This is a genomic window from Parasegetibacter sp. NRK P23 (genome assembly GCF_023721715.1).
Lineage (GTDB): Bacteria > Bacteroidota > Bacteroidia > Chitinophagales > Chitinophagaceae > Parasegetibacter.
This window is the reverse complement of record NZ_JAMDLG010000001.1, coordinates 2716906-2732329: the sequence shown is the minus strand read 5'-3', so window position 1 is coordinate 2732329 and position 15424 is coordinate 2716906. Positions and strand designations below refer to the sequence as shown.

Here is a 15424-nt window from a genome sequence, read left to right as displayed (position 1 = left end):
ACATGTCTTTTATTCCCGTTCACCATACTTCATGCCCGGCATGTCATTCCACCGATATCAGCTTTATCACAGATGTGAAGGATCATTCCATATCGGGTGCCGTTTTTCCGGTGTGGATGTGTGCTACATGTACGCTTCGTTTCACGCAGGACGCCCCGCCCGCGCAGGAAATAGGCCCGTTTTATGCCGCTACGCATTATGTTTCCCATTCCGACACAAAGGAGGGGTTGGTGAACAAAGTGTACCAGATGGTAAAAAGGCGGACCATTAAGGGGAAAGTGAATATGATCAATACATGGTGCGGAGGAAGAAAAGGAACGCTGTTGGATATAGGTTGCGGTACCGGAAGTTTTCTGGCAGCCATGAAAGCGGACGGATGGAAGGTGGAAGGACTTGAACCGGACCCCGGCGCCCGAACCCTGGCCACTGAAAAAACAGGGCAGGAGATATTTTCACCTGAAAAGATGGATGCGCTCCCAACTGCTACTTATGATGTTATTACTTTATGGCACGTACTCGAGCATGTGCACGATCTGCAAGGTTATGCGGCATCATTCCGGCGCCTCCTGAAGCCCGGGGGTAAACTGCTGATCGCTGTGCCGAACTACACTTCGGCTGATGCTGAACATTACGGCGGTTTCTGGGCCGCCTGGGATGTACCCCGGCACCTGTATCATTTCTCACCGCTTTCTGTTGACATGCTGATGAAAAGCCATGGCTTCAGCGCGACAGGCATCAGACCCATGTGGTACGATAGCTTCTATGTTTCCATGTTGAGTGAGCAATACAGGAAGGGAAGTATCGTAAAAGCTTTCTTCGTTGGATTATGGTCGAATCTGAAAACGGTGTTCAGGCCCGAAAAATGCAGTTCACTTATTTACAGGTTCAGCAAGCAGTAAATTTACTGCCATTTTATTTCAAAGATATTCGGCCACAATTTCCCGGTGATGTACAGGTTTTTCGAAGTGCTGTCATAAGCGATCCCATTCAGCACGGCGCTGCCCTGTCTGTATTTTTCCAGTTGCACATTTTCTTTTGTGTTGCGCGCCAGGAGTCCTGAGAAATCGGCCCTGCCCACTACTTTCCCGTCCGATAAGTCAATCTTCAGGATATAATCCGTTTCCCACTGGTTGGCATAGAGGTAGCCGTCAATATATTCCAGTTCGTTAATTCTGCCCACCGGACCGTTGTTGTCGTATACGCCAATGATCCTTTCCACCCGCATTGTTTCGGGGTTTGTCACGGAAATATTGTTGGAACCGTCACTGATCAATAGTTTTTCGCCATCGCTTGTAATGCCCCATCCTTCTCCATTCCAGTCAAATTCCGCTGTTTTTTTGAACGTTTCGGGATCGTAAACATATACTTTACGGTTCTGCCAGGTGAGTTGGTAAAGTTTATTGTTGAGGATGGTGATGCCTTCCCCAAAGAAGTCTTTTCCCTGTTCAAGTTTTTTTTCAAGCTTACCTGTTGCGGGATCAAGTATCCGGAGGGAACTGGTGTACCGGTATGGTTCAGGTGCTCCGGTTCCTTCATACAATTTTCCTTTGTACCAGTACAGGCCTTGCGTGAAAGCGGTAGAGTCGTGCGGAAGAATATTAACGATAGAATAGGTCATGGCCATGGGTGCACTACTCGTTACAGGGTCAGCCTGCTGGTCAGCAGGCGTGTCGGGTGAAGCGTTGTTGCAGGCAGTTCCGAGCGTGACGGCTATAATCGAGCAAAGGATAACTTTCTTCATCAGTTGAAATTATGGAGTCAAAAATAGGGTTAGGATTTGAAATGAATACATTGGTGTAGAAGATGGGAAAATCGTTCCTCAAGTCTTTTTATCATAATTTGTTGATTATTAATTCTTAATAAGTTTTTGATATAAAATTTTTAGCAAAAGCTTTGTAGTTCGGGGAATTTGTATTTTTTTTACTTCGCTTATCTCCACACCAATCCCCTGAAATGCCCTGGTCGCATAATTGCATACCAGCTTACCGTAATCCACTTTCCTCCGAAAATTCTACCTCTTTTAAAATTTAATACTTCGTCCCTATTTAAATAGTCTCATGGCCATTTTGTGCCGTGCGTAAAATCCTGTACCGCTCATTCTCCAATATTCGTATAGAAAATCAGTGCCCAATCCGTGATGACCAGCCTCAACCACAAAAGAAGCTATCATGACACGTTTTCTATTAGTGCTGGTTTTCTGCACTTATTTTCTGCCACTCGCGGCCCAACGGCAATGCGTAAGCGGAGAATACGCAGAGACGATCAAAAGTAAATTTCCGCACGAACAACAAGCGCGCGTGCAGTCGGAAAGTACGGATGATGCAAATTATAATACCCCCGATACGGCAACCATCACCATCCCGGTGGTGATTCATGTTGTGTATTTCAGCAACGAGCAAAATATTTCGCTCCAACAAATTCAGTCGCAGCTGGATGCCCTGAATAAGGATTTCAATGGCCAAACCACCGACCTACAAAAGATTCCCGCTTATTTTAAACCATTGGCAGCCGGAGCGGGCGTACGCTTTGAACTCGCCAAAAAAGATCCCCAGGGCTTTTCAACCTCCGGCATCAACCGCATTAAAACCACTAAGCGTTATTTCAAAGACGATGACCAGGTGAAGTTTACCACATCCTCCGGCGCGGATGCCTGGGATGCCTCGAAGTACCTGAATATCTGGGTCTGCGACCTTGATCTCAACCTGATGGGCTACGCCAGTTTCCCCGGTGGTCCCGCTAATCGTGATGGTGTGGTGATCGATTATAAAGTTTTCGGCACGGCACCCTATGTGTCCGGCGCATACAATAAAGGTAGAACCCTCGTACACGAACTTGGACACTGGCTCGGTCTCAAGCACCTTTGGGGTGATTACTGGTGCGGTGACGACGGTATAGCCGATACCCCTCCTCAACAGAAGGGAAGCCGTGGCTGCCCGTCCGGCGAGATTTTCAGTTGCGGTACCACGTCTCACGGTGATATGTACATGAACTTCATGGACTTTACCGATGATGCCTGTATGTACACTTTCACCGCCGGCCAGCGTGCAGCCATGCGCAGCAATTTCAAGCCCGGAGGATATATGTACGCATTAACGCAATCTGATGCCGCCCGTTCCGAAGGGATAGCAAAGGCGCCTTTGCCCGAAACCAGCACTGAACCGCAGGCAACGCCAAGCATCAGGCTTTTCCCGAACCCCGTTCAGGGAAAGCTCACACTGGACCTGAAGTCTGAGGTGCCTGCATATACCACGCTTCAGGTATTTAACCACATGGGGCAGCAAATCTTCCAACAGCAAATCTCCCAGACGGTCACTACCATCAGCACTTCACAATTCAAACCAGGCATTTACTTTGTTCAACTGAAAGGCAATGCCGGCGAGTGGCGCGAGAAGTTCGTGAAAATGTAAAAGATTTTGTTGGCGTAATTTTCACAATGCCACCTGCCATAGCCCAAACCGATCTTAACGAACGATCTGTAACATATTGTGGTTGTAAGTATCAGGCGGAACTCAATAGTTCCGCCGCTTTTTTTGCGGCAACCGGCGCCAGCGCCACACCCATGCCACTCATACGGACACAACAAAACACACCTTTACTCACCTCACGGATGATGGGCGTTTTCTCAGATCCCATTCCCATAATGCCCGCCCAGCGGTGTGTGATCTCAGGTGTTTCACCGGGTAAAAGTACCTCTTGCAGGAACGATTCAAGCCTGCTCTGAATAACGGCGCTGGTTTCCATTTCAGTCGTTTCCTCTCCCCGAAAGTCGCTATTGCGTGCACCGCCCAGCAATAACCTGTCGCCCAGGTTCCGGAAATAGTAATACCCTTCATCGAAATGGAAACAACCTTTTATTGGCAGGTTTTCCACCGGCGCAGTAAGCAATACCTGGCCCCGGGCCGGGATCACATCCAGTTCAGGGATAAGTTCACCGGCAAAGGCATTGTTGCAGATGAGTACCTTTTCCCCGGCAATGGAACGCCCGTTGGATGCAAATAAAGTTGTACTACCGGAAGATGCTTCCATGCGGATGGTTTCGAATCCATTGAGTACGCGTACCCCCGCGCCCAATACTCTTTTAAGCAATCCCGCCACCAATTTCCCCGAGTGCAACTGTCCTTCCAAAGGATTATATATAAGATGGCTGATCTTATTAAATCCAAAATGTGCCGTTTGTTCTGGCCTGGAAGAAAAAACCTCGTTATTGCCGGTAAATACGGCCAGGTTCCTGTTCAGCTCCGGGAGGAGTTCAATTATCTGTTCCGCGCGTTCTCTCTGTGTACGGTCGAAGAGTTCATAGCCGCCTAGCAATTGAAAGTCGATTTCTTCTGCCGCAAATGTATTCCTTATCAATTGGAGTCCCTTATAACGCATTTCCGCCAGTTGCCATACTTTTTCAGCACCCATAGTCGCGATATCGGCCACCAGTTCTCCCGCGCTGCCAAAACAGGCGAAACCGGCATTGCGTGTGCTCGCACCTGTCGGGATATCTCCACGTTCCACAATGGTAATTTCCAAAGATGGCGACATCTGTTTAAGGTGCCAGCCCGCCCACAAACCATTCAGTCCACCACCAATAATTACCACATGCTGCCGCTTGAAAAAAACTTCATCCTCCCAAATACTTGTCTGCATAATTGCCGCATTTTTTACCACACAAAAGTCGGGGGAATCCACCGGATTTTTATAGCAATGGTGTTAGTACCGGTTGATTTTCAGTGTAAACACGGCGTTGCTATCCGGAAAACAACGTTGGTGCCACCGCTGTATGTTCTTTTCTCTACATTTGCTGGATGAAAAGAATGATCCTTTTATTCAGTATCCTTTCCCTGGTGAGCATCCGTTGTGAAACGGCCCAGCAGATTCTCACTGAAATGGAGAAAAGTTCGGGCGGACTTACCACGCAGGAGATAACAGCCGGGTTGAAGCAGGCGCTTACCATCGGGGCGGAGAACTCTGGCAATCTGTTGTCGGCTACCGATGGGTTCTTTAAAAATGCCGCCGTTAAAATATTGTTGCCGGAGGAGGCGCAGAAAGTAGAGAAAACACTGCGTGATCTGGGGATGTCGTCGCTGGTGGATAAAGCGGTGCTGTCCCTCAACCGTGCGGCCGAAGATGCGGCCACCAAAGCGGCCCCGATTTTCCGGGGTGCCATTTTGCAGATGTCTATCCAGGATGCGATGGGCATCTTAAAGGGAGGTGATTTTGCCGCTACCAATTACCTGAAAGGGAAAACTACGGCAGCGCTTACGGCAGCGTTTAAACCCGTGATTGAAAGTTCGCTGAACAAGGTAAACGCTACAAAATACTGGGGTGATGTTTTTAATACTTATAATAAGTTTTCAACCACGAAAATCAATCCGGATCTTTCCGGCTATGTAACAGAACGTGCGCTGAATGGTATTTTCCACCAGGTTTCGCTGGAAGAGCAGAAAATCCGCCGAGATCCGCTGGCACGTACCACGGAGCTGCTGAAAAAGGTTTTCGGCAGGGCATCCTAACAACTTTTGGGGGTTTGGTGCTTTACCAATATTTTTGCGACTTTAATTAACACATATAACGCTGAAGATTCATGAGAACTGTCACTTTACGGGAAGCTTTGCGCGAGGCGATGAGTGAGGAAATGAGAAGAGATGAGCGGGTGTTCCTGATGGGAGAAGAAGTAGCTGAATACAATGGAGCTTATAAAGTAAGCCAGGGTATGCTGGCTGAATTTGGTCCTAAAAGGGTGATCGATACACCGATCTCTGAACTCGGTTTTGCCGCGGTTGGCGTGGGCGCCGCACAGAACGGTCTTCGCCCGATCGTGGAATTCATGACCTGGAACTTCGCCGTGCTGGCGCTGGACCAGATCCTCAATACAGCTTCAAAAATGCTGGCTATGAGTGGCGGGCAGGTAGGTTGCCCCATTGTTTTCCGTGGACCTAACGGTTCCGCCGGACAACTGGGTGCACAGCACTCCACCGCTTTCGAAGCGTTGTACGCGAATATCCCAGGTTTGAAAGTGATCTCCGTGGCTACGCCTTATGATGCGAAAGGTTTGATGAAAGCCGCCATCCGCGATGAAGATCCCGTGATGTTTATGGAAGCCGAGCAGGCTTACGGCGATAAAGGTGAAATTCCTGATGAAGAATACCTGATTCCCATCGGAAAGGCTGATATCAAAAAGGCCGGTAAAGATGTTACGATCGTTTCTTTCAATAAAATGATGAAGGTGGCCCTGGCTGCCGCTGCCGAACTGGAAAAAGAAGGCATCAGTGCTGAAGTGATCGACCTGCGTACCATTCGTCCGCTCGACTGGTTCACCATACTCGAGAGCGTGAAGAAAACCAACCGCCTGGTGATTGTAGAAGAACAGTGGCCCTTTGCTTCCGTTTCTTCTGAAATCGCCTACCGCATTCAGAAAGAAGGATTCGACTACCTCGATGCACCGATCCGCCGCATCACCTGCGCCGATGCACCGATGCACTACGCGCCCAACCTGGTGGCCGGTTACCTCCCGGACGTACCAAGAACAGTGAAGCTGGTGAAAGAAGTAATGTATATGAAGAAATAAATGAAAGGCCCCTGAATAAGGGGCTTTTTTAATGTCGCAAAATGTTTGGGAGAGGTTGTTTCTCCTGCTGAAGTAGTTGAATAGTAAGGCCCGAACATTGCATTGGAATCGTTATATCTTTGGCTCCATGAAAAAAACTTTTTTCTGCGTTCTCCTGCTGTCTTTTTTTTACCACGCATTCGCTCAAAAGGATTCAGTAAAACTCCTTGAACATATTGAGGTTCGTGCGTTCAATCTTTTACAACCGGCTTTTTCCTTGCCCGCGACCGTTTCAGTAATCAATGAAGAAACGAAGGCGCGGTTCGGAGTGCCATCATTGGTTCCCGTCATGAATGCCGTGGCCGGCGTGAGGATGGAAGAACGGACCCCCGGCAGTTACAGGCTCTCTATCCGCGGAAGTTTGTTGCGCTCCCCGTTTGGTGTGCGTAATATTAAAATGTACTGGAACGGGCTTCCGTTTACGGATGCCGGAGGAAATACTTATTTCAACCTGATCGACAGAAATTCACTCAGTGGCATGGAAGTGTTGAAAGGACCGGGAGGAAGTTTGTATGGATCCGGCACTGGTGGTGTGGTGCTGATGGAAGACAAAATGCGAAATGAATCCGGCTACGCCACTGTAACGGGCGGTAGTTATGGCAGTTTTTCAATAGGGGCAGGAAAGGAGTTCCATAAAGGAAACCATGGCTTTAAGGTGATGGCACAACACCGGCAGGCCGATGGATACCGTGAACACAGCAGGATGCGGAGGACGAATATTCAATTGCAGGGTGTGCACGAACAAGGGAAATGGAAAACAAACTGGTTGTTGCTGGCCAGCGATATGTACTATCAAACGCCAGGTGGACTTACCTCCGCACAGTTTGAAGCCAACCCTAAAGCGGCAAGGCCCGCCACTGCAGTGGTTCCGGGCGCAGTGGAACAGGATGCCGGCATCTATAATAAAACTGTTTTTGCGGGTGCGGCTGTACGTTATGCCCCTTCCGCAGAGTGGGAGCATCAGTTGGGACTTACAACGGCTTACACGAATTTCAGAAATCCGTTCATTACGAATTTTGAAGAAAGAGAAGAGCCTGGTTTTACAGGCAGGTACCAATCGGTGTTTAAAAGGAGTGCAGGTGAAACGGTAATGCAACTTGAAGGCGGTGCGGAATACGGCTACCTGGCAGCTCAGGTGGCGAATTTCGAAAACAACAGTGGTGAAAAGGGAACAATGATGTATGATGACCGTTTGCGTACCTGGTACCTGTTTCCCTTTGTGCAGGGTGTTTTCCAATGGAGAAAAAACTGGAACCTCCAGGCTGGGCTTAGTTACAATTTCCAGGGTTATGGAGTGAAAAGATTAACGGAAACGGACCCACGCTTCCAAACTAAAAATAATGATCCCCAATTGCTGCCACGGCTCTCCATCCAACGGAGCATTGCTTCGCAATGGTCTTTATATGCTGTGCTGGGCAAAGGGTTTTCCGCTCCGAGCACGGCAGAAGTGCGGCCATCAGATGGCAGTCTGCGCATGGAGCTTCAGCCGGAATACGGCTGGAACCGGGAGTTGGGGATTCGTTTCAGGAACCGGAAAGAAAATGTCCGGATTGCCGCGAATGTGTTCAGGTTCGGACTACAGGAAACCATTGTTAGAAGAATCGCCGCGAATGGCGGAGAGTATTTCGTGAATGCCGGTGAAACAAAACAGCAGGGACTTGAACTGGAATGGGATGCCGTCCTGGTAAAGGGAAGCGCGGAGCGGAATGCACTGAACTGGTGGGGAAGTGTGTCGTGGTACGATTTCCGTTTCCTCGATTACAAAACGGGTAACGATGATTTTTCAGGAAACAAAGTGACCGGGATTCCTGCGCATACTATTTCTTCAGGCGTTAACCTGAATGTACCGGGGCAATGGCGTTTTTTCCTGAACGGCTACCATTGTGCCGCCATTCCATTGAATGACGCGGGCAATGAACGTGCCGCGCCCTATTTCCTGGTACAGGCGCGTTTGGAGAAAACGCTGCCCATAAAAAGAACCGATATTGTCTTTTTTGTTTCTGGCGACAACCTGCTGGATGAAAAATACAGCCTGGGTAACGACCTGAACGCCGTAGGGAGAAGGTATTACAACGCTGCTCCGCGGCGCAGCATTGAAACAGGCGTTCACGTTACATGGTAAACGCTATTGCGTTAGCCATTTATGAACGGTCAGGGTGCTCATGATGAGTCCGTAACTAAGGGCCATCATGGCGGCGGCCAGCACGAAGAGTCGTGAGAACATGGTCCAGCCCGAAGGATGGTGTTCTTGTTCAAGGGCATTGCTTGTTTGCATAGAATTGGATTTTGTTGTTTAAAATTAAGCATCCGGTCCGGCTCGTGCAATAGGGGAAATACAGGTTCGGCGGGAATGTAAAAACACCCTGGGCAAGCGGGATTTTCCCCGATGTGCGTTCGGTGTTTTCACCAGACACGGAGCTGCCGCTACAGCGGTGCCACCAATACCTGGCACTTTTTTTGAAAACGCAAAGCAACCTTCTCCAATTTGGAGAATAAACGATTAATTTACAGTATAATCCCTCCCGAAACGGTGCGGGAAACCACTAAACTACCAATATGTCAAGCATTTTGATCATCGACGACGAAAAGGCGATCCGTAAAACGCTGGGTGAAATTCTTTCCTATGAAGGGTATAAGATCGATGAAGCCGCCGACGGCGAAGAAGGACTCCGGCTGTTCAAGGAGAAAACTTACGATGTAGTGCTTTGTGACATCAAAATGCCGAAAATGGACGGGATCGAATTCCTCGACAAAGCCGGAGAGATCAATGCGGATGTGCCCGTGATCATGATCTCCGGACACGGAACCATCGAAACCGCTGTGGAAGCCGTTAAAAAAGGGGCTTTCGATTATATCTCCAAACCACCGGACCTGAACCGGTTGCTGATTACCATCAGGAACGCCCTCGATAAAACCTCGCTGGTTACGGAAACCAAAGTGCTGAAAAGAAAGGTAAGCAAGGTGCAGGAGATGATCGGGGAATCTGAACCGATCAGGAAAATTAAAGATACCATCGAAAAAGTGGCGCCCACCGAGGCACGTGTGCTCATTACCGGAGAAAACGGTGTGGGAAAAGAACTCGTGGCCCGCTGGATACATGAGAAGAGTAACCGCGCCACCGGCCCGCTGGTGGAAGTAAACTGCGCGGCCATCCCAACCGAACTTATCGAAAGCGAATTGTTCGGCCACGAAAAAGGTTCCTTCACGTCCGCCATCAAACAGCGAATCGGAAAATTCGAACAGGCCAACGGCGGAACTTTATTCCTCGATGAAATTGGGGACATGAGCCTCAGCGCCCAGGCTAAAGTGCTCCGTGCCCTCCAGGAAGGAAAAATTACGAGGGTAGGCGCCGATAAAGACATCAGCGTGGATGTGCGCGTGATCGCCGCTACCAATAAGGATTTGCTGAAGGAAGTGGAAGATAAAAACTTCCGCCTCGACCTATACCACCGGCTGAGTGTGATATTGATTCATGTGCCTTCTTTGAATGAAAGAAGGCCTGATATTCCGTTGCTGGTAGACCGTTTCCTGGCCGATATTTGTGTAGATTACGGCATTTCTAAAAAGTCTATCGATGAAGGCGCCATCAAAGGGTTGCAGGAGTACAATTGGTCCGGCAACATCAGGGAACTCCGCAATGTGGTGGAACGCCTGATCATTCTTTCGGGCAAAACCATCACGGAAGAGGATGTGAAAAGTTATGTTTCTCCCCGTTAAATAATCGGTCAGATTCCGGGGTTCCCCGCGAACACCGGAATCTCTTCCCTGGAAATCGTTCTGAGGTTCGGAAGTGAAAAGTCTATTTGGGTTGCCGGTTCACCTGCCATCACGATTTGTATATCCGGGAATGTGGCGCACAATTTCCGGAGGTATTCTTCCAGGCTTCCTTCTGAAAAATGGGTCAGCACATGCAGGTAAAGATGGCTGATCTTTTTCTGCTCGCAATATGTTTTCAGTGATTCCACCGAAACATTCTTCCCGAAATACACCGAAGGGATGCCGTTTTTTTTCAGGAGGTAATGGGTGAGTAATAACGGTATTTCATGTTCTTCACCTTCGGGTGTAAACAACAATACATTGGTGTTTTCCTTTGGCGTGGGCTGGTCCAGTCCATCTATAGCGGTGATGATCTTCTTTTGGATCAGGTAGCTCACAAAATGTTCCTGCGCCGGGATTACATGGTTCGTCAGCCAAAGCAGTCCAATCCGTTCGAGGAAGGGAAACAACACATATCGCAATGATTTTTCCAGCCCCATGTGCGCGATCACCCGGTGCACGATCATGTTGAACCGGGTTTCTTCAAAGTCTATACTGCATTCGATAAGTTGGTTGATCACCGATTCGTATTGGTCCGATCCATTGAGCCGACTGATGGCGCCCAATATTTCCTCGTCTTCCATAGCCGCGATCCTTGATATCTTGAAGCCCTGCTTATACAGCACGTTCACCCGCAGGATGCGTTTCAGGTCGTCGTTATCGTAGAACCTGTGATTGCTGTCGCGGCGCCGGGCAGGACACAGGCCATACCGCTGTTCCCAAATACGCAGGGTATGCGCTTTTATGCCGGTGAGGTTTTCTATGTCGCGAATGGTAAAACTATGCATGCAGCACCTTTATACAAATTTTGTACATTTTCGGTGCATTTTTAAGAAAACTTTGTGCGCCGGAATAGTACTACCGGGTTTAATATGGTACTTTTGTACGATTCAAAAATAGAATACTCATGGCTATTGATCATTTGCTGGTCATTATTTTTATTTCGCTGCTGATCTGGTTGCTGCCGGCTTTCGGGGTGTCAAAGATGTTTGAAAAAGCGGGGGAGAAAGGTTGGAAAGCTTTCGTTCCTTTCTACAATACCTACACGATGCTCCAGGTGGCGGGACGGCAGAAACACTGGGTGTACTGGCAACTGATCCCGGTAGTGGGCTGGTTCATTACCTTCGGTATCTATATTGAATTTGTGAAAGCCTATGGCCGGTTTGCCTTTTGGGAACACGCGCTCATTGTGCTTACACTGGGTTTGTATATGAATGTGATCGGCACCAATCAACATGCGCGTTTTATCGGTCCCGAAAAGGTAAAGCTGTATAAGAAATCGACCACACGGGAATGGGTGGATGCGGGTGTTTTCGCAATTGTAGCAGCCACGCTTATCCGTACGTTTATTTTTGAAGCGTATACCATTCCCACGCCTTCCATGGAAAAAACTTTATTGGTGAACGATTTTCTTTTTGTGAGCAAAACGGCTTATGGTCCCCGTATTCCCAATACGCCACTGGCCATGCCTTTCGTGCACCATACCATGCCCGTTACCAAAGGTAAGTCCTACCTCGAATGGATAAAACTCCCTTATATCCGTTGGTTCGAAAGCCCGGTAAAAAGGAACGATGTGGTGGTATTCAATTTCCCCGTAGGTGATACTGTGATCAATAAAGATGAGTTCCAATCCGCCATCACGTATTATGATGTGGTGCGGCAAATCGGCAGGGAGGAAGTATTCCGCCGGGAAGATGATTTTCCGCTGGTGGTGCGCCCCGTAGATAAAAGAGAGAACTTCATTAAACGCTGTGTGGCCATTGCGGGAGATACGCTTGAAATAAAGAACGGCGTGGTATGGGTGAATGGAAAAGTGAACGATGTGCCCATCCATTCTGAAATGCCTTATTACGTGCAAACGAAGGGGCAGCCTTTGGATGAGGAAGTGATGCAAAGTGAATACGATGTGGACATGAACGATGCTTCAGAGTTTACGAAACTGGAGCAGCCCGGTCTTTTCAGGATGTTGCTCACCGCGGAAGCAAAGGCGAAACTGGAGAAAAGCGGTGCCGTTACCAGCATACAGGTGGCGAAGGATGAGGGCGGTTACATCTTCCCGTTCGATACCCTGCACAACTGGAGCCAGGACGATTTCGGCCCGGTGATCCTTCCGAAGAAAGGAACCGCGATGCCGTTGAACGCGCAGAATTACAGCATCTATGAAAGAGCAATCCGCGTATACGAGGGACAGTCCATTGATATGCGCAATGGGCAGATTTACATCAATAACCAACCCGCATCTTCCTATACCTTCAACATGAATTATTACTGGATGATGGGGGATAACCGCCACAACTCAGCCGATTCAAGGTACTGGGGATTTGTGCCGGAGGACCATATTGTGGGTAAGGCTTCCTTGATCTGGTTCAGTTGGGAGAATGGTCCCCGTTGGAACAGGTTATTCAGGAGCATCAAATAATTTTCTTCCGGATTCAATATAAAACCGCGCCGTGCAGCAAAAAAAACAGGAATTCACCTACACCGTTTACAGCTCCGCCAACGAATTGCCGGAGCGCTACGCGTGGTTGCTGAACGAGGCGCGGGAAGTAACCGACCAGGCTTACGCGCCCTACTCACGGTTCCAGGTAGGTGCTATGGCATTGCTTGCCAATGGGGAAGTGGTGGCAGGGTCGAATCAGGAAAACGCCTCGTTTCCCGTTGGACTGTGTGCTGAACGGGTATTGCTTTCGGCCGCTACTTCATTGTATCCCAATGTTGCCATTGAGGCCATTGCTATCAGCTATTTCAACAACAATGGCGAAAGCAACCGGCCCATCTCTCCCTGTGGTATTTGCCGGCAGTCTTTACAGGAGTTTGAACAACGCCGCAAACATCCCATCAAACTGATATTGGGTGGCATGGAAGGGGAGGTGATCGTGATTGAAAGTGCCGGCAGTTTGCTCCCGTTAAGTTTTACTTCCGAAAACCTGTTGTAGATGGCGCAGGAGCATCCATATCCTTTGCCTGCCTCCTGGGAGAAAACGGCGGCTGAACATGCGAAACGTTACAAGCAATGGCTGCAACGTGCGAATGTGAAAAAGGTGATGAAGGAACTGCCCGATCTGCACGAGGAGGCTTTCAGTAAAATCAATTGTCTCGCTTGCGCCCGCTGCTGCAGAAATTATTCTCCCCGCTTTAAGACTCCGGACATCAAGAGGATTTCAAAACGCCTCCGTATGAAGGAATCTGCATTCATCGATACCTACCTTCGTTTGGATGAAGATGGGGATTATGTGGTGAAAAGCAGTCCGTGCCCGTTCATTGGCGATGATAATGCCTGTTCGATTTATGAAGATCGTCCTTCGGATTGCGCCAGGTATCCATATACGGATGAAGATGTATTGGTGAAACGTCCTGCGTTAACGCTGAAGAATACAACGGTGTGTCCCGCGGTGTTTTATGTGATGGAGACATTAACCACTCAGTAAGTGCTCCCTTCAAAAAGCGTTGCGCCGTAGCGTCGTTGCGAGAAAAGTATTTGAAGAAATCTGTCGCAACGACGCTACGGCGCAACGGGTAGTCTGATTGTTTGCTGGAATGCGGTGAACTACTTTCTGATCTTATGCCCTTTCACAGCAAAGTATAGTATATACAAATAGCAGGGGAGAATACTTATAAAGAAAGCCAGTTGAAAATTTACACCGGCTTCATCTTTCAGGAAACCATACAGCAGCGGCCAGATGGCGCCACCTGCGATACCCATTACCATAATGGCTGATCCTGTTTTGGTGAACCTGCCGAGATCTTTGATGCCCAGCGGGAAAATGGCGGGCCACATCAGGGAGTTGGCGAGTCCCAGCAAAGCCACGAATATCACGGAAGTATAACCGCTGGTAAGAAAGGCGCCAATGGTGAAAATGATGCCGAGGATGGCGCAGATGCGCAAGGCAGCCTGTTGTGTAATGTATTTCGGAATGGTTACAATGCCTATGGCATAACCGGCCATCATACCGCCCAAAGTGAGGGTGGTAAAGTACTTGGCGATGTCGGCGCTGATGCCGAGTTCTTTTCCGTACGTGCCGATAATATCTCCCGCCATCACTTCAGCGGCCACATATACGAATATGCAGAATGCGCCGAGAAAAAGGTGTGGAAACTGGAATATGCTGGTTTTGGTAGTTTTTACGGCAGCGGTTGGATCAACCGGTTCTTCGGCATCCACATTGATTTCGGGGAGTTTGGAAAGTTTTACCACTAATGCAAAGGCCGCGAACAGTATCGCGAGTACAATATAGGGGGTGTTTACGCGACCAACCACTTCGTTCAGCAGCGCTTCTCTTTCCGCAACCGTAGTGGCGGCATTATTGATCTTGGCTTCTATCGCTTCAGAATTTTTAAGGAACAAGGTGCCCATCACGATTGGCACGATCATGCCGGCGAATTTGTTGCACAGTCCCATGATACTGATCCTTTTGGCCGCGCTTTCAATGGGGCCGATAATGCTGATGTATGGGTTAGAGGCGGTTTGTAGCAGGGACAATGCCGCGCCCTGTACGAAAAGTCCGGTCAGAAACATACCGAATGCGCGGGAATCGGCGGCGGGCAGGAAGATCAGTGAGCCCAGCGCGAGGATCAGAAGGCCCACTACGATGCCATTCTTGAATCCCATTTTTTTGAGCAGCCAGGAAGAAGGCAGCGCCAGGAAAAAATAAGCCATGTAAGAGGCGAAGGTAACCAGGAACGCCTGTAAGTCGGATTCCAGGCCGCAGGCCAGCTTAAGGAAGGGGATCAGCGTGCTGTTGGCCCAGGTTACAAATCCGAAAATGAAAAACAAGGCGCCGATCATCAGCATCGGCAGCAAATTGCTTTTCTTCTCACCCGTCATGGAAACGGGAGCAGTTGAAGTAATAGTTGACATTGATTTCGAAAATTTTCCCGAACATAAACAAGAATCCGCATTTTCCGGTCAAAACCTGCAAAATCCCACAAACGATTGTCTTGCAACCCGCCATGGGAGCGGGAAACGCTTCAGGTGTAGAAAGTGTAATTCCTAACGGATTGTAAATATTGAAG

Annotated in this window: 14 protein-coding genes; 9 read left to right on the top strand and 5 right to left on the bottom strand. The window is 48.8% G+C overall.

What is annotated here, in order from left to right:
• The first annotated feature begins 2 nt into the window (after nt 1-2).
• Entirely contained in the window at nt 3-899 is an 897-nt protein-coding gene (locus M4J38_RS11220) for a class I SAM-dependent methyltransferase (RefSeq protein ID WP_251759673.1), read from the top strand.
• 2 nt (nt 900-901) lie between these two features.
• Here M4J38_RS11220 and M4J38_RS11215 read toward each other — a convergent pair whose 3' ends face one another.
• Nucleotides 902-1741, bottom strand: coding sequence for a glutaminyl-peptide cyclotransferase (locus tag M4J38_RS11215; RefSeq protein WP_251759672.1), 840 nt, complete (start codon nt 1739-1741; stop codon nt 902-904).
• Nucleotides 1742-2168: 427 nt separating this feature from the next.
• Here M4J38_RS11215 and M4J38_RS11210 point away from each other — a divergent pair, with 427 nt between their 5' ends.
• Nucleotides 2169-3407, top strand: a complete 1239-nt coding sequence (locus M4J38_RS11210; protein ID WP_251759670.1) for a M43 family zinc metalloprotease — start codon at nt 2169-2171, stop codon at nt 3405-3407.
• Nucleotides 3408-3498: 91 nt separating this feature from the next.
• Here M4J38_RS11210 and M4J38_RS11205 read toward each other — a convergent pair whose 3' ends face one another.
• Entirely contained in the window at nt 3499-4635 is a 1137-nt protein-coding gene (locus M4J38_RS11205; RefSeq protein ID WP_251759669.1) for an FAD-binding oxidoreductase, read from the bottom strand.
• Between the two features lie 158 nt (nt 4636-4793).
• Between M4J38_RS11205 and M4J38_RS11200 the strand changes: the two genes are divergently transcribed.
• From M4J38_RS11200 to M4J38_RS11190, 3 genes are all read left to right on the top strand, one after another.
• Nucleotides 4794-5501, top strand: coding sequence for a DUF4197 domain-containing protein (locus tag M4J38_RS11200; protein ID WP_251759668.1), 708 nt, complete (start codon nt 4794-4796; stop codon nt 5499-5501).
• Nucleotides 5502-5572: 71 nt separating this feature from the next.
• Nucleotides 5573-6556, top strand: a complete 984-nt coding sequence (locus M4J38_RS11195) for a pyruvate dehydrogenase complex E1 component subunit beta (RefSeq protein ID WP_251759666.1) — start codon at nt 5573-5575, stop codon at nt 6554-6556.
• 127 nt (nt 6557-6683) lie between these two features.
• Complete coding sequence (locus tag M4J38_RS11190; RefSeq protein WP_251759665.1) at nt 6684-8717, top strand: TonB-dependent receptor; 2034 nt, start codon at nt 6684-6686, stop codon at nt 8715-8717.
• Between the two features lie 3 nt (nt 8718-8720).
• Here the strand turns inward: M4J38_RS11190 and M4J38_RS11185 are convergent, their stop codons facing one another.
• Entirely contained in the window at nt 8721-8870 is a 150-nt protein-coding gene (locus M4J38_RS11185) for a hypothetical protein (protein WP_251759664.1), read from the bottom strand.
• Nucleotides 8871-9151: 281 nt separating this feature from the next.
• On the opposite strand from M4J38_RS11185, the gene M4J38_RS11180 reads away from it, so the two are divergent.
• On the top strand, nt 9152-10312 hold the full coding sequence (locus M4J38_RS11180; protein WP_251759662.1) for a sigma-54 dependent transcriptional regulator: 1161 nt from the start codon (nt 9152-9154) through the stop codon (nt 10310-10312).
• 8 nt (nt 10313-10320) lie between these two features.
• Here the strand turns inward: M4J38_RS11180 and M4J38_RS11175 are convergent, their stop codons facing one another.
• Nucleotides 10321-11199 carry a MerR family transcriptional regulator gene (locus tag M4J38_RS11175; RefSeq protein WP_251759661.1) on the bottom strand — a complete coding sequence of 293 codons (879 nt, stop codon included), beginning with the start codon at nt 11197-11199 and terminating at the stop codon, nt 10321-10323.
• Nucleotides 11200-11318: 119 nt separating this feature from the next.
• Here M4J38_RS11175 and lepB point away from each other — a divergent pair, with 119 nt between their 5' ends.
• The 3 genes from lepB to M4J38_RS11160 are packed head-to-tail and all read left to right on the top strand — an operon-like array spanning nt 11319 to nt 13839.
• Nucleotides 11319-12830: a signal peptidase I gene (gene lepB / locus M4J38_RS11170; RefSeq protein ID WP_251759660.1), complete on the top strand. Its 1512-nt coding sequence runs from the start codon at nt 11319-11321 to the stop codon at nt 12828-12830.
• 31 nt (nt 12831-12861) lie between these two features.
• Entirely contained in the window at nt 12862-13347 is a 486-nt protein-coding gene (locus M4J38_RS11165; protein WP_251759659.1) for a cytidine deaminase, read from the top strand.
• Complete coding sequence (locus M4J38_RS11160) at nt 13348-13839, top strand: YkgJ family cysteine cluster protein (RefSeq protein WP_251759658.1); 492 nt, start codon at nt 13348-13350, stop codon at nt 13837-13839.
• Between the two features lie 119 nt (nt 13840-13958).
• Here M4J38_RS11160 and M4J38_RS11155 read toward each other — a convergent pair whose 3' ends face one another.
• Nucleotides 13959-15269, bottom strand: coding sequence for a sugar MFS transporter (locus tag M4J38_RS11155; RefSeq protein ID WP_251759657.1), 1311 nt, complete (start codon nt 15267-15269; stop codon nt 13959-13961).
• Between the last annotated feature and the right edge of the window lie 155 nt (nt 15270-15424).

Excerpts from the sequence above, each read along its gene's own strand:
- M4J38_RS11155 (WP_251759657.1), bottom strand. The coding sequence starts at position 15,269 with ATGTCAACTATTACTTCAACTGCTCCCGTTTCCATGACGGGTGAGAAG.
- M4J38_RS11160 (WP_251759658.1), top strand. The coding sequence starts at position 13,348 with ATGGCGCAGGAGCATCCATATCCTTTGCCTGCCTCCTGGGAGAAAACG.
- M4J38_RS11220 (WP_251759673.1), top strand. The coding sequence starts at position 3 with ATGTCTTTTATTCCCGTTCACCATACTTCATGCCCGGCATGTCATTCC.
- M4J38_RS11210 (WP_251759670.1), top strand. The coding sequence starts at position 2,169 with ATGACACGTTTTCTATTAGTGCTGGTTTTCTGCACTTATTTTCTGCCA.
- M4J38_RS11205 (WP_251759669.1), bottom strand. The coding sequence starts at position 4,635 with ATGCAGACAAGTATTTGGGAGGATGAAGTTTTTTTCAAGCGGCAGCAT.
- M4J38_RS11175 (WP_251759661.1), bottom strand. The coding sequence starts at position 11,199 with ATGCATAGTTTTACCATTCGCGACATAGAAAACCTCACCGGCATAAAA.
- M4J38_RS11180 (WP_251759662.1), top strand. The coding sequence starts at position 9,152 with ATGTCAAGCATTTTGATCATCGACGACGAAAAGGCGATCCGTAAAACG.
- lepB (WP_251759660.1), top strand. The coding sequence starts at position 11,319 with ATGGCTATTGATCATTTGCTGGTCATTATTTTTATTTCGCTGCTGATC.
- M4J38_RS11215 (WP_251759672.1), bottom strand. The coding sequence starts at position 1,741 with ATGAAGAAAGTTATCCTTTGCTCGATTATAGCCGTCACGCTCGGAACT.
- M4J38_RS11195 (WP_251759666.1), top strand. The coding sequence starts at position 5,573 with ATGAGAACTGTCACTTTACGGGAAGCTTTGCGCGAGGCGATGAGTGAG.
- M4J38_RS11185 (WP_251759664.1), bottom strand. The coding sequence starts at position 8,870 with ATGCAAACAAGCAATGCCCTTGAACAAGAACACCATCCTTCGGGCTGG.
- M4J38_RS11200 (WP_251759668.1), top strand. The coding sequence starts at position 4,794 with ATGAAAAGAATGATCCTTTTATTCAGTATCCTTTCCCTGGTGAGCATC.
- M4J38_RS11190 (WP_251759665.1), top strand. The coding sequence starts at position 6,684 with ATGAAAAAAACTTTTTTCTGCGTTCTCCTGCTGTCTTTTTTTTACCAC.